Source organism: Mesorhizobium sp. M7A.F.Ca.MR.245.00.0.0 (assembly GCF_003997415.1).
Lineage (GTDB): Bacteria > Pseudomonadota > Alphaproteobacteria > Rhizobiales > Rhizobiaceae > Mesorhizobium.
Genome location: NZ_RZTE01000005.1, coordinates 85,310 through 107,916 on the forward strand (window position 1 = coordinate 85,310; position 22,607 = coordinate 107,916).

26 protein-coding genes are annotated in these 22,607 nt (G+C 62.3%); 14 read left to right on the forward strand and 12 right to left on the reverse strand.

Annotated features, from left to right (window positions below):
- Positions 1–85: 85 nt before the first annotated feature.
- The 3 genes from urtD (at position 86) to EOB80_RS08340 (ending at position 2,045) form a co-directional block, all read left to right on the forward strand.
- Positions 86–832, forward strand: a complete 747-nt coding sequence (gene urtD / locus EOB80_RS08330; RefSeq protein ID WP_127271299.1) for an urea ABC transporter ATP-binding protein UrtD — start codon at positions 86–88, stop codon at positions 830–832.
- A 69-nt stretch (positions 833–901) separates the two neighbouring features.
- A complete protein-coding gene (gene urtE / locus EOB80_RS08335) occupies positions 902–1,597 on the forward strand; it encodes an urea ABC transporter ATP-binding subunit UrtE (protein WP_023813006.1) in 696 nt (231 codons plus the stop codon).
- A gap of 271 nt (positions 1,598–1,868) precedes the next feature.
- A complete protein-coding gene (locus EOB80_RS08340) occupies positions 1,869–2,045 on the forward strand; it encodes a hypothetical protein (protein ID WP_081738697.1) in 177 nt (58 codons plus the stop codon).
- A gap of 49 nt (positions 2,046–2,094) precedes the next feature.
- On the opposite strand, the gene EOB80_RS08345 is transcribed toward EOB80_RS08340, so the two are convergent.
- The 8 genes from EOB80_RS08345 to EOB80_RS08380 all read right to left on the reverse strand — a co-directional run bounded on the left by EOB80_RS08345 (position 2,095) and on the right by EOB80_RS08380 (position 10,166).
- Positions 2,095–3,246: a GGDEF domain-containing protein gene (locus EOB80_RS08345; protein WP_127327313.1), complete on the reverse strand. Its 1,152-nt coding sequence runs from the start codon at positions 3,244–3,246 to the stop codon at positions 2,095–2,097.
- Between the two features lie 115 nt (positions 3,247–3,361).
- On the reverse strand, positions 3,362–4,183 hold the full coding sequence (locus EOB80_RS08350) for a DUF72 domain-containing protein (RefSeq protein ID WP_127327314.1): 822 nt from the start codon (positions 4,181–4,183) through the stop codon (positions 3,362–3,364).
- A 23-nt stretch (positions 4,184–4,206) separates the two neighbouring features.
- The gene (locus tag EOB80_RS08355; RefSeq protein WP_127321436.1) at positions 4,207–4,677 is read right to left on the reverse strand and encodes a GNAT family N-acetyltransferase; all 471 of its coding nucleotides are present in this window, start codon (positions 4,675–4,677) and stop codon (positions 4,207–4,209) included.
- 33 nt (positions 4,678–4,710) lie between these two features.
- Positions 4,711–7,632 (reverse strand): excinuclease ABC subunit UvrA, encoded by a 2,922-nt coding sequence (gene uvrA, locus EOB80_RS08360; protein WP_127327315.1) that lies wholly within the window; start codon positions 7,630–7,632, stop codon positions 4,711–4,713.
- Positions 7,633–8,344: 712 nt separating this feature from the next.
- Positions 8,345–8,641 (reverse strand): hypothetical protein, encoded by a 297-nt coding sequence (locus EOB80_RS08365; RefSeq protein ID WP_127327316.1) that lies wholly within the window; start codon positions 8,639–8,641, stop codon positions 8,345–8,347.
- Positions 8,642–8,733: 92 nt separating this feature from the next.
- Positions 8,734–9,339, reverse strand: coding sequence for an ATP-dependent Clp protease proteolytic subunit (locus EOB80_RS08370; RefSeq protein ID WP_127270740.1), 606 nt, complete (start codon positions 9,337–9,339; stop codon positions 8,734–8,736).
- 24 nt (positions 9,340–9,363) lie between these two features.
- Positions 9,364–9,855 (reverse strand): SRPBCC domain-containing protein, encoded by a 492-nt coding sequence (locus EOB80_RS08375; RefSeq protein WP_127327317.1) that lies wholly within the window; start codon positions 9,853–9,855, stop codon positions 9,364–9,366.
- A complete protein-coding gene (locus EOB80_RS08380) occupies positions 9,852–10,166 on the reverse strand; it encodes a metalloregulator ArsR/SmtB family transcription factor (RefSeq protein ID WP_013531836.1) in 315 nt (104 codons plus the stop codon). Before EOB80_RS08380 ends, EOB80_RS08375 begins: the two co-directional genes overlap by 4 nt.
- Positions 10,167–10,392: 226 nt before the next feature.
- On the opposite strand from EOB80_RS08380, the gene EOB80_RS08385 reads away from it, so the two are divergent.
- Both EOB80_RS08385 and EOB80_RS08390 read left to right on the forward strand, forming a co-directional pair.
- On the forward strand, positions 10,393–10,914 hold the full coding sequence (locus tag EOB80_RS08385; protein ID WP_127270744.1) for a single-stranded DNA-binding protein: 522 nt from the start codon (positions 10,393–10,395) through the stop codon (positions 10,912–10,914).
- Positions 10,915–11,033: 119 nt separating this feature from the next.
- Positions 11,034–11,459, forward strand: a complete 426-nt coding sequence (locus tag EOB80_RS08390; protein WP_127270746.1) for an OsmC family protein — start codon at positions 11,034–11,036, stop codon at positions 11,457–11,459.
- Between the two features lie 32 nt (positions 11,460–11,491).
- Here the strand turns inward: EOB80_RS08390 and EOB80_RS08395 are convergent, their stop codons facing one another.
- Complete coding sequence (locus tag EOB80_RS08395) at positions 11,492–12,121, reverse strand: MarC family protein (protein WP_013531832.1); 630 nt, start codon at positions 12,119–12,121, stop codon at positions 11,492–11,494.
- A 156-nt stretch (positions 12,122–12,277) separates the two neighbouring features.
- Positions 12,278–12,808, reverse strand: a complete 531-nt coding sequence (locus tag EOB80_RS08400; protein ID WP_127327318.1) for a hypothetical protein — start codon at positions 12,806–12,808, stop codon at positions 12,278–12,280.
- A gap of 84 nt (positions 12,809–12,892) precedes the next feature.
- On the opposite strand from EOB80_RS08400, the gene EOB80_RS08405 reads away from it, so the two are divergent.
- Together EOB80_RS08405 and gyrA are read left to right on the forward strand one after the other, a co-directional pair.
- Entirely contained in the window at positions 12,893–13,735 is an 843-nt protein-coding gene (locus tag EOB80_RS08405; RefSeq protein ID WP_127327319.1) for an AraC family transcriptional regulator, read from the forward strand.
- 202 nt (positions 13,736–13,937) lie between these two features.
- On the forward strand, positions 13,938–16,751 hold the full coding sequence (gene gyrA / locus EOB80_RS08410) for a DNA gyrase subunit A (protein ID WP_127327320.1): 2,814 nt from the start codon (positions 13,938–13,940) through the stop codon (positions 16,749–16,751).
- Between the two features lie 69 nt (positions 16,752–16,820).
- Here gyrA and EOB80_RS08415 read toward each other — a convergent pair whose 3' ends face one another.
- Positions 16,821–16,973, reverse strand: a complete 153-nt coding sequence (locus EOB80_RS08415) for a hypothetical protein (RefSeq protein WP_081714296.1) — start codon at positions 16,971–16,973, stop codon at positions 16,821–16,823.
- A 194-nt stretch (positions 16,974–17,167) separates the two neighbouring features.
- Here EOB80_RS08415 and coaD point away from each other — a divergent pair, with 194 nt between their 5' ends.
- Genes coaD through tgt form a run of 6 tightly spaced genes read left to right on the forward strand, consistent with a single transcriptional unit; the run spans position 17,168 to position 21,551 of the window.
- The gene (gene coaD, locus EOB80_RS08420) at positions 17,168–17,668 is read left to right on the forward strand and encodes a pantetheine-phosphate adenylyltransferase (RefSeq protein WP_127272529.1); all 501 of its coding nucleotides are present in this window, start codon (positions 17,168–17,170) and stop codon (positions 17,666–17,668) included.
- 16 nt (positions 17,669–17,684) lie between these two features.
- Positions 17,685–18,272: a peptidylprolyl isomerase gene (locus tag EOB80_RS08425; protein WP_127327321.1), complete on the forward strand. Its 588-nt coding sequence runs from the start codon at positions 17,685–17,687 to the stop codon at positions 18,270–18,272.
- A 39-nt stretch (positions 18,273–18,311) separates the two neighbouring features.
- The gene (locus tag EOB80_RS08430; protein WP_127269467.1) at positions 18,312–18,824 is read left to right on the forward strand and encodes a peptidylprolyl isomerase; all 513 of its coding nucleotides are present in this window, start codon (positions 18,312–18,314) and stop codon (positions 18,822–18,824) included.
- 12 nt (positions 18,825–18,836) lie between these two features.
- A complete protein-coding gene (locus EOB80_RS08435; protein WP_013531824.1) occupies positions 18,837–19,286 on the forward strand; it encodes a DMT family transporter in 450 nt (149 codons plus the stop codon).
- The gene (gene queA / locus EOB80_RS08440) at positions 19,286–20,428 is read left to right on the forward strand and encodes a tRNA preQ1(34) S-adenosylmethionine ribosyltransferase-isomerase QueA (RefSeq protein WP_127327322.1); all 1,143 of its coding nucleotides are present in this window, start codon (positions 19,286–19,288) and stop codon (positions 20,426–20,428) included. The genes EOB80_RS08435 and queA overlap by 1 nt, the downstream gene beginning before the upstream one ends.
- Positions 20,421–21,551: a tRNA guanosine(34) transglycosylase Tgt gene (tgt, locus tag EOB80_RS08445; protein WP_127327323.1), complete on the forward strand. Its 1,131-nt coding sequence runs from the start codon at positions 20,421–20,423 to the stop codon at positions 21,549–21,551. Before queA ends, tgt begins: the two co-directional genes overlap by 8 nt.
- Before the next feature lie 4 nt (positions 21,552–21,555).
- Here the strand turns inward: tgt and EOB80_RS08450 are convergent, their stop codons facing one another.
- Positions 21,556–21,975: a DUF4864 domain-containing protein gene (locus EOB80_RS08450; RefSeq protein ID WP_127327324.1), complete on the reverse strand. Its 420-nt coding sequence runs from the start codon at positions 21,973–21,975 to the stop codon at positions 21,556–21,558.
- A gap of 265 nt (positions 21,976–22,240) precedes the next feature.
- On the opposite strand from EOB80_RS08450, the gene EOB80_RS08455 reads away from it, so the two are divergent.
- Positions 22,241–22,477 (forward strand): Lrp/AsnC family transcriptional regulator, encoded by a 237-nt coding sequence (locus EOB80_RS08455; protein WP_010909609.1) that lies wholly within the window; start codon positions 22,241–22,243, stop codon positions 22,475–22,477.
- Positions 22,478–22,607: the final 130 nt, after the last annotated feature.

A 22,607-nucleotide genomic window follows, 5' to 3' on the forward strand; every position in this document is an offset into this window, starting at 1 on the left:
GGCTAAAATCGTTCGCAGCGAGGCGAGCAAGCCCGGCGACTGGTCAGCCAGCAACCCCGAACCGCAGCCGGCGGAGTGAGCGACCATGTCAAAGTCGAACACGATCCTTTATCTCGACGGCGTCTCGGTCTCCTTCGATGGTTTTCGCGCCATCAACAATTTGTCGCTGGTGCTCGACAAGGGCGAGATGCGCGCCATCATCGGCCCCAACGGCGCCGGCAAGACGACGATGATGGACATTGTCACCGGCAAGACGCGGCCCGACGAAGGCGATGTGTTCTTCGACGGCCAGGTCGATCTGACCAAGCATGACGAGGCCGAAATCGCCATGATGGGCATCGGCCGCAAGTTTCAGAAGCCGACCGTGTTCGAAAGCCACACGATCGAGGAAAACCTGATGTTGGCGCTGAAGGGACCGCGCTCGATCTTCCCGGCGCTGTTCCATCGCCGCTCGACCGCCGAGACGCGGCAGATCGATGACATCCTCGGCATCATCCGGCTTGGCGACAAGCGTGACGAATTGGCGGCCAATCTGAGCCATGGACAAAAGCAGTGGCTCGAGATCGGCATGCTCCTGGCGCAGGACCCGAAACTGCTTCTGGTCGACGAACCGGTCGCCGGCATGACCGATGCCGAGACCGAGGAGACCGCGCGGCTGCTCAAGGATATTGCCCGCGACCATTCGGTCATCGTCGTCGAGCATGACATGCATTTCGTGCGCGAGCTCGGCGTCAAGGTCACCTGCCTGCATGAGGGCTCGGTGCTCTCGGAAGGCACACTCGATTTCGTGTCGGCCGACGAGCGAGTCGTCGAAGTCTATCTGGGGAGATGAGCATGGTCTGGCGGGTGCAGTTCCATCATTTCGATCTGTCGTTTCTGCGGTTCTGGAAAAGGCGCTGACATGCTCGAAGTTTCCAATGCCACGCTGCACTACGGCGCCGCCCAGGCACTGCGCGGCGTGTCGCTGAAGGCGGGCGCCGGCAAGATCACCTGCGTGCTCGGCCGCAACGGCGTCGGCAAGACCAGTTTGATGAGATCGATCGTCGGCCACCACCGGCTGACGAGCGGAAGCGTTGCCTTCGAGGGGAAGGCGCTCGACCGGAGCGCGGCGTATGACCGCGCCCGGTCGGGCATCGCATTCGTACCGCAGGGCAGGGAGGTCTTTCCGCTGCTCACCGTGCGGGAGAACCTGGAATCAGGCTTTGCGCCGCTGAAACGGGCCGACCGCAACATTCCGGCGCATGTCTTCGAATTGTTCCCGGTGCTGAAGCAGATGCTCGGCCGCCGCGGCGGTGATCTTTCCGGCGGCCAGCAGCAGCAGCTCGCCATCGGACGGGCGCTGGTGATGCGGCCGAAACTGCTGGTGCTCGACGAGCCGACCGAGGGCATACAGCCTTCGATCATCAAGGACATCGGCCGCGCCATCCGCTACCTGCGTGACCAGGCCGGCATCGCCGTGCTTCTGGTCGAACAATATCTCGATTTCTGCCGCGAGTTGGCCGACGAGGTCAACATCATGGACCGTGGCGTGATCGTCCATACCGGTCCGGCGGAAGATCTGGACCGTGCTGATGTCAGGAAGTTCCTGACGGTCTAGAATCGCCAACGCACTTCAGTTGACGATCCGAAGTCCTTGGCAAGTCCAGTATTTCTCCGGCCCTGCGCCAGCGTCTCTGGTGCATCGGCAACTGCGTGCTAGTCTTTTCCTAGGCTTTTGTGAGTCGGCCGCTTCCGTACCAGTCTGGTTTATCGCAGATCGAGGAGCACGGCCAATGCCGGGCAAGTTTCACGCAAGCAAGGCTGCCTAGCTTCCCTCCTGCGATCTCTGTCGTTCAAACGCGTTTGGGCACACAGGCTAAGGGACAGCCATGGAACGTTACGTCGAGGATTACCAGAAGCGGCGGCTTATCGAACGGGTCGATATCATCGCTGCCATCAACATCTTGAGATCACAGGGCTGCGATTACGACGATCTGATCGAGGAGATCACCAAGGTCTTCTATGTCGATCTCGATACCTTCAATGAGATTGTCATGGCGGCCTAGGAGCCGCATTCGTCTCGCCACGATCAGAGGCCGGTGTTGACACACGCGATCAGCCTGCGCGCCTGAGCGGAGAGGCGGTGACGCGGTTTCGGCCGGCGCGCTTGGCGTCGTAGAGCGCCTTGTCGGCGGCATTGAGCACCTTGTCGAAGCCGAGGCCTTCCTTGGTGCCGAAAGCAAATCCGGCACTGACCGTGCATATCAGCGAGCCTGTCTCGGTTTCGATGTGGTGCGCGGCGAAAGCTGCCCGGATGGCCTCGGCGGTGGCCTCCACCGTTTCGGGCAAGGTCCGCTTCAGCACCAGCGCGAATTCCTCGCCGCCCATGCGCGCGGCGACATCACCCGGGCGAAGATTGCCGGCGAGTTCCCGTGCAAATACCTTCAGCACCTCATCGCCGGCGGCGTGGCCGAATTCGTCGTTGATGGCCTTGAAGTTGTCGAGGTCGAAGACGACCACCGCCGTGAAGGCACCGACCGGCGCATCGCCGTGCAGGTCGAATAGGGCGCGGCGGTTGAGCAGGCCGGTCAGCGGGTCGGTCAGGGCATTGTGGCGGTGATGCCGGGCCAGACGCCCTTGGTTCAGGGCCAGGGAAAGCGCTCCGATGCCGGTCATGCTGGCGATAACGATGATGAGGCTCAGTTCCTCGGCCCAGTTGCTTGGCGCATGTCCAAGGACCAGCTTTCCCTCCCAGGCCAAAACCATGGCGCAGAGAGCAAAGGATGCGGCCGTGGCCGAATAGAGCGCGGTGATACCGGTTGTCAGGGCAGGGGCTTCGTCGCGGCCTTTCCAGTATTCGACCGCCGTTGCGAACAGAAGCAAGGCGGCGAAGGCATTTTCGAACATGAAGCCCAGCCCGTCATAGCCTAGAGCCATGGGAGGCAATGTCACGGCCAGCGAAATGGCGCTGCCAAACGCCGTTCGCGGCACTGGCGAGCCGCCGGTTCTGAACTGGTAGGCCGCGCCCAGCATTGTCGAGAAACCGAGCAGGAGGAAAGCCAGCGTGGCGATGCCCAGCAGGCGCCCGGGCATATCGATATAGGCGTCATAGAAAAAAATATCGCCGACCACGAACACCAGGCTGACCGCCCATGTCAGCAGGAACTTTTCCGAGCGAGCGGTCAGCCACATGCCAAACAAGGTCAGGCTCAGGCAGGCAGCGGAAAAACCGACAGCCAGCAGAAGTGAAGTGTAGTCGAGCGACATGCCCCTCGTCCTTGCCCGCGGCGGCCCAGATTTGCGACTGGTTCAGCTGGATTCATGCAGCAAGGAGGTATCGATAAGGTTACGACGATGGCGAAGATGCCATGATTCCGCAGCGTCAGGGCACCGACAGATCCTGGTCCACCCGCTTCATCAGTGCCATGGCGCCGAACGGCGCTCGCACCTTGCCCTCCGTGATGAAGTAGACGAACACGTCGCGCGGCTTGACCGGCGCATCGGTGGCGGGGTCGGCGCGCCGCAGGTCGGCCGGCTGCTTGCCTTGCGCCCAGATATTTACCCGCGCGGCCCATTCATCGAGACCTTTCGGCGTGTAGCAATCGGGATTGTCGTCACTGCCGGTCTGCAGCCGGGCGTAGACGAAATCGGCGGTGACGTCGGCGATATCGGGATATTTGGCATGGTCGGCGTAGACGATCGCGGCCTTGTATTTTCGGGCAAGTGCTGCGAATTCCGGCACGACAAAACTGTCGTTGCGGACCTCGACCGCGTGGCGCAGCGCAACGCCGTCCTGCTTTTCCGGCAGCAGTTTCAAAAAGGCTTCGAAATCGTCCGGATCGAATTTCTTGGTCGGCGCGAACTGCCACAGGATCGGCCCGAGCTTTTCGCCGAGTGCGGCAACGCCCGAACCGAGGAAACGCATCATCGATTCGCCGGCCTCGCCCAGCACGCGCCGGTTGGTGACGAAGCGGTTGCCCTTTAGCGAGTACACGAAACCGTCCGGCGCCTCGTTGGCCCATTTAACGAAGGTCGGCTCCTTGAAGCTGGAATAGTAAGTGCCGTTGACCTCGATGCTCGGCACCTGGCGAGTGGCGTAGTTCAGCTGCTTGGCCTTGGAAAGCTTGTCGGGATAGAAGGACGTATCCCAGGGCTCGAAGGTCCAGCCGCCCATGCCGGCGCGGATTGTTCCCGATGTGCTCATCTCATTCTCCCAAGTTCAGAAAATCAGGCCGCTGTGCTCTCGTGGACCGATTTTGCCATGTCGACCAGCACCCATCCCGGCCGGTAGGGATTGGGCCGGCGACCCGTTTCGTGGAAACCATAGGCCAGATAGAGCGCGATGTTCCGCTCCATCCTGGCGTTGGTGTAGAGCCGCACTTCTGGCAGACCCCAGAGACGGGTCAGCTCATCCGCGTGTTTCAGCAGCGCAATGCCGAAGCCCTTGCCCTGAAAGTCAGGAGAGACCGCTACGGAGAAGATCATCGCGTGGTCGTCATGCCGTTCGAGCGTGATCAGTCCGGCAAGTCCGCCGCCACTTTCCAACACCCACACCTCGCCGCCCTCAATGCGCGGCGCATAGTCCTCGGTGACTGGGATCGGCGGTGCGCCTAACAGTGCAGTGTAAGGCGCATAGGCCGCTTCCGTCAGCGAGACGACAGTGTGGAGATCGCCGGCAAGCGCCCTTCGGATTGTCATCAAAAGCTCTCCAGGCGGCCGCCGATCCGACCATCACTCCGCCGCTTCGCGCTTGCCTCCGGGGCGCCGTTCCAGAAGCTCCTTCAGGAACTGGCCGGTGTAGCTGCGCTTCTCGCGCACGATCGCTTCCGGCGTGCCGGAGGCAACCAGTTCGCCGCCGCCGTCGCCGCCTTCGGGGCCGAGGTCGAGCACCCAGTCGGCGGTCTTGATCACTTCGAGATTGTGCTCGATGACCACCACCGTGTTGCCCTGGTCGACCAGTTCATGCAGCACTTCCAACAGCTTGGCGACGTCGTGGAAATGCAGGCCGGTGGTCGGCTCGTCGAGGATATAGAGCGTCTTGCCGGTCGCCTTGCGCGACAGTTCCTTGGCCAGCTTGATGCGCTGCGCCTCGCCGCCGGACAGTGTCGTCGCCTGCTGGCCGATATGGATGTAGCCGAGGCCGACCTGCTTCAGCGTTTCGAGCTTGTCGCGCACGCCAGGCACGGCGGCGAAGAAGTCGACGCCTTCCTCGACCGTCATGTCGAGCACGTCGGCGATCGACTTGCCCTTGAACACCACGTCGAGCGTCTCTCTGTTATAGCGCTTGCCGTGGCAGACGTCGCAAGTGACGTAGACATCGGGCAGGAAGTGCATCTCGATCTTGATGACGCCGTCGCCCTGGCAGGCCTCGCAGCGGCCGCCCTTGACGTTGAACGAAAAACGTCCCGGCTGATAGCCGCGCGCTTTGGCCTCCGGCAGGCCGGCGAACCAGTCGCGGATTGGCGTGAAGGCGCCGGTATAGGTGGCGGGGTTCGAACGCGGAGTCCTGCCAATGGGCGACTGGTCGATGTCGATGACCTTGTCGAGGAATTCGAGGCCCTCGATGCGGTCGTGGTCGGCCGGGTGCTCGCGCGAGCCCATGATGCGGCGCGAAGCAGCCTTGAACAGCGTTTCGATCAGGAAGGTCGACTTGCCGCCGCCCGACACGCCGGTGACGGCGGTGAAGGTGCCGAGCGGTATTTCGGCGGTGACGTTCTTCAGATTGTTGCCGCGCGCGCCGACGATCTTCAGGCGGCGGTTCTTCTTCGCTTCACGCCGCACGCCGGGCGTCGCCACTTCGAGCGCGCCGGACAGATATTTGCCGGTGATCGAATTGGGATTGGCCATTACCTGTTGCGGGGTGCCCTGGGCGATGATCTCGCCGCCATGGATGCCGGCGGCCGGACCCATGTCGACGACATAGTCGGCATGCAGGATGGCGTCCTCGTCATGCTCGACGACGATCACCGTGTTGCCGATATCGCGCAGGTGCTTCAGCGTATCGAGCAGGCGAGCATTGTCGCGCTGATGCAGGCCGATCGACGGCTCGTCCAGCACATAGAGCACGCCCGTGAGACCGGAGCCGATCTGCGATGCCAGCCGGATGCGCTGGCTCTCGCCGCCTGACAGCGTGCCGGAATTGCGCGACAGCGTCAGGTAGTCGAGCCCGACATCGTTGAGGAAGCGCAGCCGCTCGCGGATCTCCTTGAGCACCCGCACCGCGATCTCGTTCTGCTTGTCGTTGAGGTGCGCCGGCAGGTCGGTGAACCATTTGTCGGCGTTGCGGATCGACTGCTCGGTGACTTCGCCAATGTGCTTGCCGGCGATCTTCACCGCCAGCGACTCGGGCTTCAGCCGATACCCCTTGCAGGCCGGGCAGGGCGTGGCCGACATGAAGCGCTCGATCTCTTCACGCATCCAGGCGGATTCGGTCTCTTTCCAGCGCCGCTCGAGATTGGGAATGACGCCTTCAAAGGTCTTGGTGGTCTTGTAGGAGCGCAGGCCGTCATCATACTGGAAGGTGATTTCGTGCTCACCCGTGCCGTGCAGGATAGCTTCCTTGGCCTCTTCGGACAAATCCTTGAACTTGTCGCCAAGCTTGAAGCCATAGGCCTTGCCCAGCGCTTCCAGCGTTTGCGCGTAATAGGGGGAAGTCGATTTCGCCCACGGGCTGACGGCGCCGTCGCGCAGCGAGATGTTCTCGTCCGGCACGATCAGATTGCCGTCGATGGCGCGCTGGCTGCCGAGACCGTCGCAGGTCGGGCAGGCGCCGAACGGGTTGTTGAACGAGAACAGCCGCGGTTCGATTTCCGGAATGGTGAAGCCGGAGACCGGGCAAGCGAACTTTTCCGAGAACAGGATGCGCTCATGCGTCTCGTTCTTCGACTTGTTGACCGAATCCTCGCCGGTCTGGCTGGCATCGAGCGGCTTGTCGGCGAATTCGGCGACCGCCAGCCCATCGGCTAGCTTCAGCGCCGTTTCGATGGAATCGGCAAGCCGCGTCGCCAGATCGCCGCGCACGACGATGCGGTCAACGACGACGTCGAGGTCATGCTTGTACTTCTTGTCCAGCGCCGGCACGTCGGCGATCTCATAGAAGACGCCGTCGACCTTGACGCGCTGAAAGCCCTTCTTCTGCAGCTCCAAGAGTTCCTTGCGGTACTCGCCTTTGCGGCCGCGCACCATCGGCGCCAGGATGAACAGGCGCGTGCCTTCCTCGATCGCCAGCACGCGGTCGACCATCTGCGAAACCGTCTGGCTCTCGATCGGCAGGCCGGTGGCCGGCGAATAGGGGATGCCGACGCGGGCGAACAGGAGCCGCATGTAGTCGTAGATCTCGGTGACGGTACCGACCGTCGAACGCGGGTTCTTCGAGGTGGTCTTCTGCTCGATGGAAATGGCGGGCGACAGGCCGTCGATCTGGTCGACGTCAGGCTTCTGCATCATCTCAAGGAATTGCCGCGCGTAGGCCGACAGGCTTTCGACGTAGCGGCGTTGGCCCTCGGCATAGATCGTGTCGAAGGCAAGCGATGACTTGCCGGATCCCGACAGGCCGGTCATGACAATCAGGCTGTCACGCGGCAAGTCGAGATCGACATTCTTCAGATTGTGTTCGCGCGCCCCGCGAATGGAAAGATATTTATGGTCGGCCATAGCCGGTCGCCGCCTCAGAATCTGGAATTTCCTGGAATGGCGGGTTTTCCCGGCCATCCCCTATGTAGGTAGTTTTGCCGCCACGTCGAGATACGCCACAATTCCCGACGAGAGCGTTTAAGCGTCTTTCGCGTGAACGGGCAAGCGGAAAGAACAAAGGCCGAACACGCTCCTGACAAAGCTGTGCAAAAACTGACTTGCACGTAACCTCCCGGCGATCACATTTTTCGGTAACCGGCTATTGATGGTTGACGCCACCAACTGAGGGGAGCAGTCTCCAGCAGTCAACGAAGCCGGCCGTCTTTCGATGGCCTCGCCGCCCAAAGGTGGCCTGCGAGACGCCGCAGGCATTTGCGATTTGTGCTTCGAATTGACAACAATCGCAACGGACAGAGGAGCGGAGCTATGACGCCACCGGATCGTCCCCCAGGGTTCCAGTTGTCACTGGAGCCGAGGCAGGCATAAGTGCCAGGGTTCAGCGTTTTCGCCAGCCGGCAAACCGTGACCTGCCATCTCTCGTAAAAATCAGAGACTGCTAGTCGGATCGTCGGCTGAATGCCGCGGTGCATCCGAAATCAAACGCCGGCAGTACACTCCCGGTAAAATTGGATTTGAGATCCAAAAAGGCCCCGTCCGTTTGCGCAAAGCACGGCGGGGCCGTTTTCATGTGCGGATTGTCTTGTGGGCGACAGGCGCAGCGCGACACGCGCTGTCAGTGGCGCGGCGGCCCGATCGAGCCGGCGCCGACATCGACGGTGATGCTGCCGGAAATCGTGACATCGGTATCGCCGATCTTGAATGTGCCGTTCTCGCCGGCTGGCAGCGCATCGTCCGGCTCTGGAGCCGGCTTGGCGATGCGGTAGTCGCCGGTCACGCCGGGCAGGGCGCCTTTTTGCGTCGACGACGAACTGTCGTCGGCAAGTGCCGCGCCGCTGATGAGGCTCGCAATGGCGAGCGCTGCAACGGCGATGACGCGGTGCAATGATCTGGACTGATGAGTGTCGGTCATCCCAGGACTATAGTGGCGCGCCGCCGATGGAACCAGACCGGCATCGTCAAATCTTCGACTACCTGCCGGACGGTCTCCGATCCGGCCCTGGCTTACGCCGCTTTCTTTCGCGTGTCGAAAACATGGTCGACGATGCCCCAGGACTGGGCCTCGCGGGCGGTCATGAAGTGGTCGCGGTCGAGCGTGCGTTCCACCTCTTCATAGCTGCGGCCGCAATGCTGCGCGTAAAGTTCGGCCATGTGCCGTTTCGTCCGGCCGATGCGCTCGGCATGGCGCTGGATGTCGGATGCCTGGCCCTGGAACCCACCCAGCGGCTGATGCAGCAGGATAGTGGCATTCGGCAGGGAAATCCGGCGCCCCGGTGTGCCTGCCATCAGCAGGAACGAGCCCATCGAGGCGGCAAAGCCCATGCATACGGTGGACACCGGGCAGCTGATATATTGCATCGTATCGTAGATGGCGAAGCCGCTGGTCACCACGCCGCCCGGCGAGTTGATGTAGAGCGAGATCTCCTTGTCGGGATTGTCCGATTCCAGCGACAAAAGCTGCGCGCAGACCAGCGCCGAGATGTCGTCGTTGATCTCGCCGTTGATGAAGATGATGCGCTCGCGCAGCAGCCGCGAAAAGATGTCGAAGGCACGTTCGCCGCGGCTCGATTGCTCGATGACCATCGGCACCAGACTGGCAACACCGCTCATTGTCTCTCTCCGTCCGTTTTGTTTTCAGGCCGCGCGAAGCAGGAGGCGAGGCGTGTTTGCGGCGATTGGCTTAGATGACCTGTTCGCACCGAGCGAAACCCGGCAGCCGCCGCCTGCCATGGCGACGGCAGGCATGGTCTTGCGGGCAAAGCCGTCATGGACGATGCGCAGATGCGTGCCGCCGGAAACGGTTCGGGCAAGTGTGAAGGTGACGGTACTGTCGAGCGGCCCCTGCCTGGCGGCGTCGCCCGGCTGCTCCCGCCAGGAATAGCGCAGCAGCTTCCCGGGTTCGGCGTCGAGGATTTCGCACTCGATCGGCGCACGCGTCCCGGCGAAGGCAAAACGGTTGCCGATCTCGGGGCTGATGTCGTTCGGCATCATCCAGGCGGCCAGCAATTCCGGTACGGTCAGGGCCCGCCAGACCTTTTCCGGCGGCTCGGCAAGCTCGTACTCGAACTCGAGCGCATCCGGGGCGTCGCCTTGGCCGTGGTTGGTCGTTGATCCCGCCTTCTTCATTGATCCATGTCCTTCAAAACCGCCTTCAGCCTTTCGATGCGCTCCGGCCAGAAGGTCCGGTAGCGTTCGATCCAGGAGAGCAAGGGGGCGAGCCCCTGCGGATCGGCGCGGTAATAGGCGTTGCGGCCGGCTCGCCGCTCGACCACCAGCCCGGCGCCACGCAGCACCGCCAGATGCTGCGACACCGCGGGCTGCGACACCGTCATCCCGGTGCGCAATTCCGACACGCTCATCTCGCCGGCGGCCAGCCGCTCAAAGACGGCGCGGCGCGTCGGGTCGGCCAGTGCGCGAAAAATCTCTGCTTCGATCATGCCAAAAGCATAAGTGCATACTTATCGATTTGGCAAGCGGTCTTTTCGGGCCCATATGATCGGCTTCGGCATTGCTGCCATTCCTTGACAATAAGCAGCGATGCGGATAAGAACGAAAAGGGAACAAAAACCTTGTGGGTAAAGGCAGCCATGGCAAGCGGCGATCGCCTGCAGCCTGTAAGGTGCTGCGACAAAAATTTGTTTCGGATGAGCGCGGAGAAATATCATGGCGGGTAGCGTCAACAAGGTCATTCTGGTCGGCAATCTCGGCGCGGATCCCGAAATCCGTCGCCTGAATTCGGGTGAGCCGGTCGTCAACATCCGCATCGCCACATCGGAAAGCTGGCGCGACAAGAATTCCGGCGAACGCAAGGAAAAAACCGAGTGGCACAACGTCGTCATCTTCAATGAGGGCATCGCCAAGGTGGCGGAGCAGTATCTGAAGAAGGGCATGAAGGTCTATGTCGAGGGCCAGTTGCAGACGCGCAAATGGCAGGACCAGACCGGTGCCGACAAGTACACGACGGAAGTCGTTCTGCAGAAATTCCGCGGTGAGCTGCAGATGCTCGACGCACGCGGACAGGGCGAGGGCGGTCAGGTCGGCGGCTATACCGGTGGCGGCAGCAGCCGTGGTTCCGATTTCGGCCAGTCCAGCCCGAGCGAAGGCTTCAATCGCGGTGGCGGCGGTGCCAAGAGCGGCGGCGGCGGTGGTTCGTCGCGCGAATTGGATGACGAAATCCCGTTCTGATCGCAACAGTTATGTCAGACACAGTGCCCCGAGAGTCGTTCATGGACTTTCGGGGTTTTGCATCGTGCTTCAAGGGCTGACCAGACCGATCAAGGAAATACGGTGAAAGGACGAGTTCGGTGAAAGCACGGGTAAAGTGGGTCGAGGAGCGCACCTTCGTCGGGGAATCCGGCAGCGGTCACAAGGTCGTGCTCGGAACAGCGCACGGACCGGAAGGCAGGACGCCGGGTCCAAGCCCGATGGAGTTGGTGCTGATCGGCACCGGTGGCTGTTCGGCCTATGATGTCGTGCATATCCTCGAAAAGGGCCGCGAGGCGGTCGAGGACTGCGTGGTCGAGCTTGATGCCGAGCGGGCCGAAACCGAGCCAAGAGTGTTCACCCGCATCCACATGCATTTCGTCGTCAAGGGCAGGGCACTCTCCAGCGTCAAGGTGAAACGCGCGATCGACCTTTCGATCGAAAAATATTGCTCGGCCTCCGCGATGCTGGCCAAGACCGCCACGATTACCCACGATTTCGAGGTCATCGACACGACGGCGAAATAGAACCGGCTTCGGGTTCTCGCCGCGTCAGCCTGTCAGCCTGCTATCAGCGCCTTGATGCCGTCGGCGACGAATTGCACAGCCAGTGCCGCCAGGATGACGCCAAGCAGACGGGTCAGGATCGAGCGGCCGGTCTGGCCGAGGATGCGGTCTATGCGTTCCGACAGCACGAACACCAGATAGGTGATGGCGAGGCAGACGAAGATGATGCCGACCAGCGCCGCCTGCGCGGCAAAGCCTTGAAACGAGCCGGAAAGCAGCACAGTTGCCGAAATGGCACCAGGGCCCGCGATCAGTGGGATCGCCAGCGGGAAGGCGGCGATGTTGTGGATCATGTCCTTGGTGATGGCGACGTCGCCGATCTTCTCCTTGCGGTCCTGCCGGCGCTCGAACACCATCTCGAAGGCGATGAAGAACAGCAGGAAACCGCCGGCGACGCGGAAGGCCGGCAACGTTATGCCGAACACCGACAGGATCGAGGCGCCTGCCACCGCAAACAGCGCCATCACCAGGAAACCGATGATCGAGGCGCGCACCGAAACCTGCTGGCGCTCCTCGCGGTTCATGCCGCGCGTCACGGCGAGGAACAGCGGCGCCAGGCCGGGCGGGTCGATGGTCACGAGAATGGTGACGAAAGCGTTGAACAGGCTGTCGAAACTCGGCATCTCTGACCCTCCCGCCGGGCTGTGCCCGTACCAGAATATTGGTAGAGCAAAGCCCGTTCGGTGGGAACCGTTCGTGAGAAAGTGGTTGATGCGGGGCAGAGGGCAGCGCGGAAGGATCGCGACGCTTTTATTCTGGGCTGCTGCAATCCTCGGAGATCAAACCGCTCGCCGCGCCAGGAACTCGACTTCCAGCCGCCATGTCGCGCCATTGTCGTGCGAGCGTTCGCCCAGCCAGCGGAAGGAGTTTTCGGTGATGCGTGAAAAGCTCCAGCGTACCGAGCTGCCGGTGTCGTCGGCGCCCACTTGCACGATCGTGTCACCCTCGGCGCGGCCGAGCTGGCGGCTGAAATACTGGTTGCGCGGGTCGCTCCAGAAGATGTGCCAGGCATCCGCGCCGGGATCATAGACGCGCAGCGTCGTGCCGTAAAAAGTCCATGTGCCCAAGGATGGCGATGGACCGGCGTCCCGCGCGGGCAGGATCCACACGTCCTGGATCGCCCGGCCTTCCAGCACCCAGCCGAAATGCACCTCGCCACGCCCTGTCAGCACAGTGCCGTCCTCGAGGTGGCGCGAGGCCTCAAACGTCCAGGCGCCGACGAAGCGGCCGTAAAGGCTCAGTTTTTCGGCAAGCCCTTCGATCGGTCCGTAGCTATGCAGGGCTTCGGCAAACGAGGATTGATCGAACATGGCTGCGGTCTCTTCTTGTCAGGAGACCGTTAGGAGTAGCGGTGACGGGGTTCTGAGCTTGGGAAAAATTGCTATATTTCGACTATGACGACGACCACGCATAGTCTCGCATTCGGAGCCGGTTGGCACGTGACGGACGTCATTTGCACGGCCGGCGCCGGCGACCGGCCGTTCGAGGAAGCGCATCAGGATTTCTGCGTCGCTGCGGTCACCAGCGGCACGTTTCGCTACCGCGCCCAGCAAGGCACGGCGATGCTGGCGCCCGGCGCGCTCCTGCTCGGTAATCCCGGCACATGTTACGAATGCGGGCACGAGCATGGCAGCGGCGACCGTAGCCTCTCGTTCCATTTCGATCCGGCCTACATGGAACGAATCGCAGCTGGCGTGCCGGGCACCAGGAAGCTGGCTTTCAAGGCGGCGCGCCTGCCGCCTTTGCCGGTACTGGCGCCACTCCTGGCCGAGGCGGAGACCGCGCGCGAGATGGCCGACATCGACGCTTTCGAGGAACTTTCCCTGCGCTTGGCCGGTGCTGCCGTGGCTACAGCCTCTGGCGCTACGCATGTCGGGCGCGCGCCGAGCCGCCGCGATCAGAAACGGGTAGCCGAGGCAGTGCGGCGGATCGAACTGGACGCCGATGGGCCGGTCTCGCTTTCAGCACTTGCCGATGAGACGGCGACCAGTCCGTATCACTTCCTGCGCATCTTCCGGCAGGTGGCGGGCATGACGCCCTACCAATTCCTGCTCAGGACGCGATTGCACAGGGCGGCGGTGCGGCTACGCCTGTCGAACGATGCGGTCTCGGCGATCGCCTTCGAGGCAGGCTTCAACGATCTGTCGACCTTCAATCGTCGTTTTCGGCGGATCATCGGGGAGACGCCGGGCCAGTATCGCAGCCGCCGTGGCGCATGGGCCGTTTCTGCTTCGTGAATCGGCCCCGTGCCCGCCAAGGCAGACACGCAGGCTTTTGCGTCAGGGCGGCGAAAACTGCCTTGGCCATATCGTCGCAATCAGCGGTATCCATTTGAAATTACCACCGAAAATGACACTGGAAAAGTGCCGTGAAGGTTGGAGTTTCGGGCTTGCTTCCTATATAAGCACCAAGTGATTCCTGATTAGATTGTGATCCGATTTGACCGACCAGAAGACACCGCGCGGCGCCGACGGCGGCCCCACCGGCATCGAGCCGATATCCATCGTCGAGGAGATGCAGCGCTCCTATCTCGATTACGCTATGAGCGTGATCGTCAGCCGTGCGCTGCCGGACGTGCGCGACGGCCTGAAGCCGGTGCATCGCCGCATTCTCTTCGCCGCCCATGAGAGCGGCTACAACTGGAACCGCAAATATGTGAAGTCGGCGCGTCCGGTCGCCGACGTGATGGGTAAATACCATCCGCATGGCGACGCCTCCATCTATGACGCCTTGGTGCGCATGGCACAGGACTGGTCGCTGCGCGTTCCGTTGATCGACGGGCAGGGCAATTTCGGCTCCATCGACGGCGATCCGCCTGCGGCGATGCGCTACACGGAAGCGCGGCTGACCAAGGTCGCGCACGAGCTTTTGGAGGATATCGACAAGGATACCGTCGATTTCCAGGACACTTACGACGCGTCGGGCAGCGAACCGAAGGTTCTGCCGGCACGGTTTCCCAACCTTTTGGTCAACGGCTCGGGCGGCATCGCCGTCGGCATGGCGACCAACATTCCACCGCATAATCTCAGCGAAATCTGCAACGGCGCCATCGCCCTCATCGACAATCCGGCGATCGACCTGCCGGCGTTGATGGAGATCATTCCGGGACCGGATTTCCCCACCGGCGGCATCGTGCTTGGCCGTTCGGGCATCTACAACGCCTATTCGACCGGCCGTGGCTCCATCGTCATGCGCGGCAAGGTCAACATCGAACAGCGCGGCAACGACCGCGAGTCGATCATCATCACCGAGGTTCCCTACCAGGTGAACAAGTCGTCGATGATCGAGAAGATGGCTGAACTGGTGCGCGACAAGCGCATCGAGGGCATTTCCGATATCCGCGACGAGAGCGACCGCCAGGGCTACCGCGTCGTCATCGAGTTGAAGCGCGACGCCGTTGCCGACGTCATCCTCAACCAGCTCTACCGCTTCACGCCGCTGCAGACCTCCTTCGGCGCCAATATGGTGGCACTGAACGGCGGCAAGCCGGAAGTGATGAACCTGACCGATATGCTGAAGGCGTTCGTCGCCTTCCGTGAGGAGGTGATCACAAGGCGGACGAAATTCCTGCTGCGCAAGGCGCGCGACCGCGCCCATGTGCTGGTCGGTCTCGCCATCGCAGTCGCCAACATCGACGAGATCATCAAGCTGATCCGCACCGCGCCGGATCCGCAGACGGCGCGTGAGCAGTTGATGGAGCGGCGCTGGCCCTCTGGCGACGTGGAATCGCTGATCCTCCTGATCGATGACCCGCGTCACCGGATCAACGAAGACGGCACCTACAATCTGTCAGAGGAACAGGCGCGCGCCATCCTCGAACTGCGCCTGCAGCGCCTGACCGCGCTCGGCCGCGACGAGATCGCCGACGAGTTGAACACGATCGGCGCCGAAATCATCGATTACCTGGACATTTTGTCGTCCCGCGCGCGCGTCCAGCAGATCGTCAAGGACGAGCTTGCCGCCGTGCGCGACGAGTTCGGCACGCCGCGCCGCACCGAACTCACCGACGGCGGTTCGGACATGGAAGACGAGGACCTGATCCAGCGCGAGGACATGGTCGTGACGGTGAGCCATTCCGGCTACATCAAGCGCGTGCCGCTGTCGCTCTACCGGGCGCAGCGTCGCGGCGGCAAGGGCCGCTCCGGCATGTCGACCAAGGAAGAGGATTTCGTCACCCGGCTGTTCGTGGCCAACACCCATACGCCGGTGCTGTTCTTCTCCTCGCGCGGCATCGTCTACAAGGAAAAGGTCTGGCGGCTGCCGATCGGCAATCCGCAGTCACGCGGCAAGGCGCTGATCAACATGCTGCCGCTGGAGCAGGGCGAGCGCATCACCACCATCATGCCGCTGCCGGAGGACGAGGCCAGCTGGGGCGAACTTTACGTGATGTTCGCCACCACGCGCGGCACCGTGCGCCGCAACGATCTATCCGACTTCGTCCAGGTCAACCGCAACGGCAAGATCGCCATGAAGCTGGAGGAAGAAGGCGACGAGATCCTCGGCGTCGAGACCTGCACCGACAAGGACGACGTGCTGCTGACCGCCAGTTCCGGCCAGTGCATACGCTTCTCCGTCGGCGACGTGCGCGTCTTCCAGAGCCGCAATTCGGTCGGTGTGCGCGGCATAACCATGGCCGAGACCGACCGCATCATCTCGATGTCGGTGATAGAGCATGTCGATGCTTCGCCAGCGGAACGCGCCGCTTACCTGAAGCGCGCGGCGGCGGAGCGGCGGCTTGCCACGGAAACGACCGGCGAAGAGGAAGAGATCGCGCTGACCAATGAGGAGATCGGCGAGGAGACGGAGCTTTCCGACAACCGATACGAAGAGCTCAAGGCGCACGAACAGTACGTGCTGACGGTCACCGAGTTCGGCTACGGCAAGCGTTCGTCGTCCTATGATTTCCGGCTGACTGGACGCGGCGGCAAAGGCATCCGCGCCACCGATGTGTCGAAGGCAGCCGAGATTGGCAGGCTGGTGGCGACGTTCCCGGTCGGCAATGACGACCAGATCATGCTGGTGTCGGACGGCGGCACCGTCATCCGGGTTCCGGTCAACGGCATCCGTTTCGCCAGCCGCGCCACCAAGGGCGTGACCATCTTCAACACGGCTGAAGGCGAAAAGGTGGTTTCGGTCGAGCGGATCTCGGAACCGCAAGCGGACGAAGAAAGCGATGAGACGGCGATTGAGACGGTCGAGGGCGGTGCTGATGCCGCTCCGGCGCCTGACGCCGGTCCGGAGGGTGCGGACTAAGTCCGGAACCCAGGTTTTGACATAGCAACGCCGGCCAGGTGGCCGGCGCGGCAGCAAGTTCAGGCTTTATCAGTAGTGACGATATGGCTTGCGCGGGCCGAAGCCTTCGAAGCGCTTGGTGTTTGCCTTGACGCGGATGCGTTGCGCCTCCTGATGCAGCCCAAATACGGTGGCGATGAGCATGGCGACGGTCATTGCGGTGGCGAGCATGTAGATCAGCATGTGCGTGTTCTCCTGCGCCTAACAACGGATAGATGGGATTTTGGTTTCATCTTATTAAGGTGCAACCTAGTGAACGCTGCGTGAAGGCTTCGTGATCAGCGTGTTCATCTGTCGTTCATGTGCCGGAAAAGGTTCACGGCCGGCGCGCCGATCGGATTTGCCTTTGCGAGAGAGGCTCGCTAGAAGCACCTGCCATGACTGAACGCATTGCCCTCTATGCCGGCTCCTTCGACCCGCTGACCAACGGCCATCTCGATGTGCTGAAGGCCTCGCTGGCCGTGGCGGATATCGTTTATGCGGCGATCGGCATCCATCCAGGCAAGCAACCGCTGTTTTCCTTCGAGGAGCGGGTGAAGCTGATCGAGACGGCGACGAAGACGGAATTCGGCAGCGACGGTGCCCGCATCAAGGTCGTCGCCTTCGACGGGCTGGTCATCGACGCCGCCAGGAAGCAGGGCGCCTCGATCATGATCCGCGGCCTGCGCGACGGCACCGACCTCGACTATGAGATGCAGATGGCCGGCATGAACGAGACCATGGCGCCTCAACTGCAGACGGTTTTTCTGCCCGCCAGTCCTTCGGTACGCACCATTACCGCCACACTTGTTCGCCAGATTGCCTCGATGGGCGGCGACATTCGCCCCTTCGTGCCGGCGGCGGTTGCCGGTGCGCTCACAGCCAAGTTCAAGAAGTAAGTTTTCGGAGAAAACCATGCAGCTGAAAAAGCTAGCCTCGTTCCTTGTCGTGCTCGCCGGTCTTGTGGCCGCGTCGGTCTCGGCTTTCGCCGCCGACCCGGAAAACACAATGATCATCACGCTGAAGGACGGCGACGTCACCATTGCGCTGAGGCCCGATCTGGCGCCAAAGCATGTCGAGCAGATCAAGAAGCTGGTGCGCCAAGGCGCCTATGACAACGTCGCCTTCCACCGCGTCATCGACGGCTTCATGGCGCAGACCGGCGACGTCAAGTTCGGCAATATGAAAAAGGGTTTCAGCGCCGAGGCCGCCGGCACCGGCGGTTCCGACCTGCCCGACCTGCCGGCCGAATTCTCACAGACCGAACATTATAAGCGCGGCGTGGTCGGTATGGCCCGCTCGCAGGACCCAAATTCGGCCAATTCGCAGTTCTTCATCATGTTCGCTCCGGCACCGCCCCTCGATGGCCAGTACACGATCGTCGGCAATGTCGTCAGCGGCATGGAACTGGTGGACCAAATCAAGAAGGGCGACCAGGCGGACAACGGCACGGTCACCGATCCCGACCGGATGATTAAGGTGCGCATCGCCGCCGACAAGTAAATTGTCGAATAACTCTGTTTTCTCAAAAGGATATCTGACATGGCCGAAATCAAGGATCGCGAGAACGCGCTCATCATGGAAACGACCAAGGGCAAGGTCGTCATCGAACTTTTCCCCGACCTGGCGCCCGGCCATGTCGCCCGCATCAAGGAACTGGCCAGGGAAGGCGCCTATGACGGCGTGGTCTTCCACCGCGTCATCGAGGGTTTCATGGCGCAGACCGGCGACGTCAAGTTCGGCAATTCGAGCAAGCCTTCCTTCGCGCCGTCCCGCGCGGGCATGGGCGGCTCTGAAAAGCCGGATTTGAAGGCTGAATTCTCCAACGCCAACCATGCTCGCGGCACCTGCTCGATGGCCCGCTCGCAGAACCCGAACTCGGCCAATTCGCAGTTCTTCATCTGCTTCGACGATGCCGCCTTCCTCAACCGCCAGTACACGGTCTGGGGCCAGGTCATCGAAGGCATGGACAATGTCGACAAGATCAAGCGCGGCGAGCCGGTGCAGGATCCCGACAAGATCGTGTCGCTGAAGGTCGCGGCCGACGTCAAGTAAGGGCAAACGACAATGATGGGCGTCGTCTGGTCGCTTCTCGGCATCCTGTCCGGCGCCTTCATTGCCATTCAGGCGCCGATCAATTCGCAGCTGGCACGCGGCTTGGGCCTCCCGGTCGCGGCGGCTGCGTTTTCGTTCCTGTCGGGCGCGATCGTGCTCGGTATCATCTCCGTCACGGTGGTGAAGCTGCAAGGCATCTCGCTCGACTGGAAGGCGCCGGCGCCCTGGCTATTCGTGGCCGGCGGCATGCTGGGTGGTTTCTATGTCACGCTGTCGACGATTCTCACGCCACGCATAGGTGCTGCCGCGCTGATGGCGTTTCTGGTCGCCGGCCAGTTGCTGGCCGGCATGCTCATCGACCGCGTCGGCTTCCTCGGCGTCGCGGTGCGTGAAATCTCGCTCGGCCGCGTTGCCGGCGCGGTGCTGCTCTTGGCCGGAGCGCTGCTCGTCCGGCTCTACTGATGCGCGTCGATCTCTTTGACTTCGACTTGCCGGAGGAGCGCATCGCGCTCCGCCCGGCGCAGCCGCGTGACAGCGCCAAGATGCTTCTGGTCAAATCAGGCGAAGGGCTCGAGGACTGGACGGTTGGCGACCTGCCGTCCTTGCTCAGGGCCGGCGACGTGCTGGTGTTCAACGACACCAAGGTCATTCCAGCGCAGCTCAAAGGCATAAGGCGGCGGGGCGAAGCGACGGCGCAGGTCGAAGCCACGCTGCATATGCGCATGGCGCCGGACCGCTGGCTGGCCTTCATGCGGCCGGGCAAGCGCATAGCCGCCGGCGACCGCATCCATTTCGGCCATGACGGCAATTCCTGTTTGCTCGGTCAGCTCGACGCCACGGTGATCGAGAAAGGCGAGGGCGGCGAAGCGCTGCTTGGCTTCGATCTGTCGGGGCCGTTCCTCGACGAGGCGCTGCACGCGGTCGGCCACATTCCGCTGCCGCCCTACATCGCCTCGAAACGCGACGACGACGAACGCGACCGGGCCGACTACCAGACCATCTATGCAAGCGAGGAAGGCGCCGTCGCGGCACCAACCGCGGGCCTGCATTTCACGCCGGAGCTTTTTGCAGCGCTTGACGCCAAGGGCATCGAACGCCGCTTCGTCACCTTGCATGTCGGCGCCGGTACGTTCCTGCCGGTGAAGGCGGACGACACCGCCGACCACAAGATGCATGCCGAGACCGGTTCGGTCAGCGAAGCCACTGCGGACGTCCTGAATGCCGCAAGAGCAAGGGGCGGGCGCATCGTTGCCGTCGGCACGACCTCGCTGCGTCTGCTGGAGAGTGCGGCGCGTGAGGACGGTACTCTGGCTGTGTGGTCCGGTCCGACCGATATCTTCATCACGCCCGGCTACCGTTTTCGCACCGCCGACGTGCTGATGACCAATTTCCATCTGCCGCGCTCGACGCTGTTCATGCTGGTCTCGGCCTTCAGCGGCCTCGACACGATGCGTGCGGCCTATGCCCATGCCATCGAGAACCGTTACAGGTTCTATTCCTATGGCGACGCAAGCCTGCTTTTCCGAGCGGAGACGAGCGACCGCCAGTCGCTCGACAATCAGGCGCCGGACGCCCCGATCCACGACAAGGAATTCAATGGCTAAGCCGTTCAGCTTCAAGGTTCTGGCAACCGACGGCAAGGCGCGGCGCGGCGTGATCGACATGCCACGCGGCGAAATCCGCACGCCGGCCTTCATGCCGGTCGGCACCGGCGGCACCGTCAAGGCGATGTATATGGACCAGGTGCGCGGTGTCGGCGCCGACATCATCCTGGGCAACACCTATCATCTGATGCTGCGTCCGGGCGCCGAGCGTGTGGCGCGGCTCGGCGGTTTGCATGAATTCGCTCGCTGGCCGCATCCGATCCTAACCGACAGCGGCGGTTTCCAGGTGATGTCGCTGTCGAAGCTGAGAAAGCTGACCGAAAAGGGCGTCACCTTCCGCTCGCATATCGATGGCGCCGCCTACGAGATGTCGCCGGAACGTTCGATAGAGATCCAGGGATTGCTCGATTCCGATATCCAGATGCAGCTTGACGAATGCACGGCGCTGCCGGCCGAGATGAAGGAGATCGAGCGCGCCATGGAGATGTCGCTGCGTTGGGCCGAGCGCTGCAAGACGGCGTTCGGCGATCAGCCGGGCAAGGCGATGTTCGGCATCGTGCAAGGCGGCGACAACGCGGCGCTGCGGGAGCGCTCGGCGCAGGCGCTGAGCGCGATGGAGCTGAAGGGCTATGCGGTCGGCGGCCTGGCCGTCGGCGAACCGCAAGCGGTGATGCTCGAGATGCTCGACATCACCTGCCCGGAACTGCCAGCGGACAAGCCGCGCTATCTGATGGGTGTCGGCACGCCCGACGATATCCTGAAATCGGTGGCGCGCGGCATCGACATGTTCGACTGCGTGATGCCGACACGGGCCGGCCGCCACGGCCTTGCCTATACAAGGCGCGGCAAGGTCAATCTGCGCAACGCCCGCCATGCCGACGATCCACGGCCGCTCGACGAGGAAAGCGACTGCGCGGCCGCCCGGGACTACTCACGCGCCTATCTGCATCATCTGGTGCGCTCTCAAGAAGCGCTCGGCGCAATGCTTTTGACGTGGAACAACCTGTCCTACTACCAGAAACTGATGCAGGACATCCGCGCTGCGATCGAGGCCGGCACCTTCGAGGCGCGCGGCGCGGAAATCACCGAGGGCTGGGCGAGGGGCGATATCCCGTTGCTGTGAGGCCTCAAGTGCTGAGCGAATTCGAAGCGCGCAGGCTGCAGCCGGTGATCTGGAACGTACCGTCGGGCTGTTGCTGCAACGTGTAGACCGCCTCGTAATCCTTGCCGTCGGGGCCGACGATCAGCACCTGCTGGACGATCGAACCCGGAGCGGTCTCCTCGACCTTGCCGAAGGAATAGGTCCGCGGCTTGCGCACCGGCGGATAGCCGTTGGTCACCATGTTCATGAAGGCATCGACGGTCGGGAAGATCCGCTTCACATTCGGGGCGGCGAAGCTGTAGGCGGTGGCGCCGTCATTGGCGATGAGGGCCTTTAGCTGACTGTCGATGACGGACTGGCCCGCCTTGATCTCGGCATCGCCGGCCAATACCGACGACGCGAAGAGGAATGGAGCGACTGCGATTGCGAAAAAGGCGCGGCGCATGGCCTGTCTCCGTTATCCCGCGAAATATCTTCCCTCGAAATGCTGCTGTCCGAAGACACATCATAACATACGCTTGGCAGCGCATCGCGGTTTCAGCGATTGCGAATATTCACTGGCGATCGGTGACAAGTTCCACGCCAGTGGCGGAGTTGCAGCAGGCGGTAGCCTAGGCCCGAGCCGGCTGAGCATTCATTCCAGCGCTTGAAAGCCCGCCTCCAGTCTGCCAGAAGGGCCGCTGGACTTGGACGTTTAGCGGGACGAAGCCATGAAGGCGTTTTTCGTGCAGATCAAATGCGAGCTCGGCAAATCCTATGAGGTTGCCAGCGCGCTTGCCGATGCCGAGATCGCCTCGGAAATCTACTCCACCGCCGGCAATTACGATCTGCTCGCCAAATTCTACGTCGACGACGAGGAAGACGTCGGCCATTTCGTCAATGAGAAGGTGCAGATTCTCCCCGGCATCAAGGACACGTTCACCGTCGTCACGTTTCGCGCTTTCTAGCCTGGAAACGCATTTGCCCGGGCACGAGGCAAAGGCTGATCAAGGTCATATTTCACCTGCCTCAATTTTAGGCAGGCGCAACATACTGATCGCCCGTATCTCCCAAATCACCGATTGCGCTTGATTTTCT

Excerpts from the sequence above, each read along its gene's own strand:
- EOB80_RS08435 (WP_013531824.1), top strand. The coding sequence starts at position 18,837 with ATGATGGGCGTCGTCTGGTCGCTTCTCGGCATCCTGTCCGGCGCCTTC.
- EOB80_RS08350 (WP_127327314.1), bottom strand. The coding sequence starts at position 4,183 with ATGAGCACATCGGGAACAATCCGCGCCGGCATGGGCGGCTGGACCTTC.
- EOB80_RS08340 (WP_081738697.1), top strand. The coding sequence starts at position 1,869 with ATGGAACGTTACGTCGAGGATTACCAGAAGCGGCGGCTTATCGAACGG.
- EOB80_RS08395 (WP_013531832.1), bottom strand. The coding sequence starts at position 12,121 with ATGCCGAGTTTCGACAGCCTGTTCAACGCTTTCGTCACCATTCTCGTG.
- EOB80_RS08455 (WP_010909609.1), top strand. The coding sequence starts at position 22,241 with ATGAAGGCGTTTTTCGTGCAGATCAAATGCGAGCTCGGCAAATCCTAT.
- EOB80_RS08415 (WP_081714296.1), bottom strand. The coding sequence starts at position 16,973 with ATGCTGATCTACATGCTCGCCACCGCAATGACCGTCGCCATGCTCATC.
- EOB80_RS08355 (WP_127321436.1), bottom strand. The coding sequence starts at position 4,677 with ATGACAATCCGAAGGGCGCTTGCCGGCGATCTCCACACTGTCGTCTCG.
- urtE (WP_023813006.1), top strand. The coding sequence starts at position 902 with ATGCTCGAAGTTTCCAATGCCACGCTGCACTACGGCGCCGCCCAGGCA.
- EOB80_RS08405 (WP_127327319.1), top strand. The coding sequence starts at position 12,893 with ATGACGACGACCACGCATAGTCTCGCATTCGGAGCCGGTTGGCACGTG.
- EOB80_RS08375 (WP_127327317.1), bottom strand. The coding sequence starts at position 9,855 with ATGAAGAAGGCGGGATCAACGACCAACCACGGCCAAGGCGACGCCCCG.
- EOB80_RS08370 (WP_127270740.1), bottom strand. The coding sequence starts at position 9,339 with ATGAGCGGTGTTGCCAGTCTGGTGCCGATGGTCATCGAGCAATCGAGC.
- uvrA (WP_127327315.1), bottom strand. The coding sequence starts at position 7,632 with ATGGCCGACCATAAATATCTTTCCATTCGCGGGGCGCGCGAACACAAT.
- urtD (WP_127271299.1), top strand. The coding sequence starts at position 86 with ATGTCAAAGTCGAACACGATCCTTTATCTCGACGGCGTCTCGGTCTCC.
- EOB80_RS08400 (WP_127327318.1), bottom strand. The coding sequence starts at position 12,808 with ATGTTCGATCAATCCTCGTTTGCCGAAGCCCTGCATAGCTACGGACCG.
- tgt (WP_127327323.1), top strand. The coding sequence starts at position 20,421 with ATGGCTAAGCCGTTCAGCTTCAAGGTTCTGGCAACCGACGGCAAGGCG.
- EOB80_RS08365 (WP_127327316.1), bottom strand. The coding sequence starts at position 8,641 with ATGACCGACACTCATCAGTCCAGATCATTGCACCGCGTCATCGCCGTT.
- EOB80_RS08430 (WP_127269467.1), top strand. The coding sequence starts at position 18,312 with ATGGCCGAAATCAAGGATCGCGAGAACGCGCTCATCATGGAAACGACC.
- EOB80_RS08425 (WP_127327321.1), top strand. The coding sequence starts at position 17,685 with ATGCAGCTGAAAAAGCTAGCCTCGTTCCTTGTCGTGCTCGCCGGTCTT.
- EOB80_RS08450 (WP_127327324.1), bottom strand. The coding sequence starts at position 21,975 with ATGCGCCGCGCCTTTTTCGCAATCGCAGTCGCTCCATTCCTCTTCGCG.
- EOB80_RS08385 (WP_127270744.1), top strand. The coding sequence starts at position 10,393 with ATGGCGGGTAGCGTCAACAAGGTCATTCTGGTCGGCAATCTCGGCGCG.
- EOB80_RS08345 (WP_127327313.1), bottom strand. The coding sequence starts at position 3,246 with ATGTCGCTCGACTACACTTCACTTCTGCTGGCTGTCGGTTTTTCCGCT.
- queA (WP_127327322.1), top strand. The coding sequence starts at position 19,286 with ATGCGCGTCGATCTCTTTGACTTCGACTTGCCGGAGGAGCGCATCGCG.
- coaD (WP_127272529.1), top strand. The coding sequence starts at position 17,168 with ATGACTGAACGCATTGCCCTCTATGCCGGCTCCTTCGACCCGCTGACC.
- EOB80_RS08380 (WP_013531836.1), bottom strand. The coding sequence starts at position 10,166 with ATGATCGAAGCAGAGATTTTTCGCGCACTGGCCGACCCGACGCGCCGC.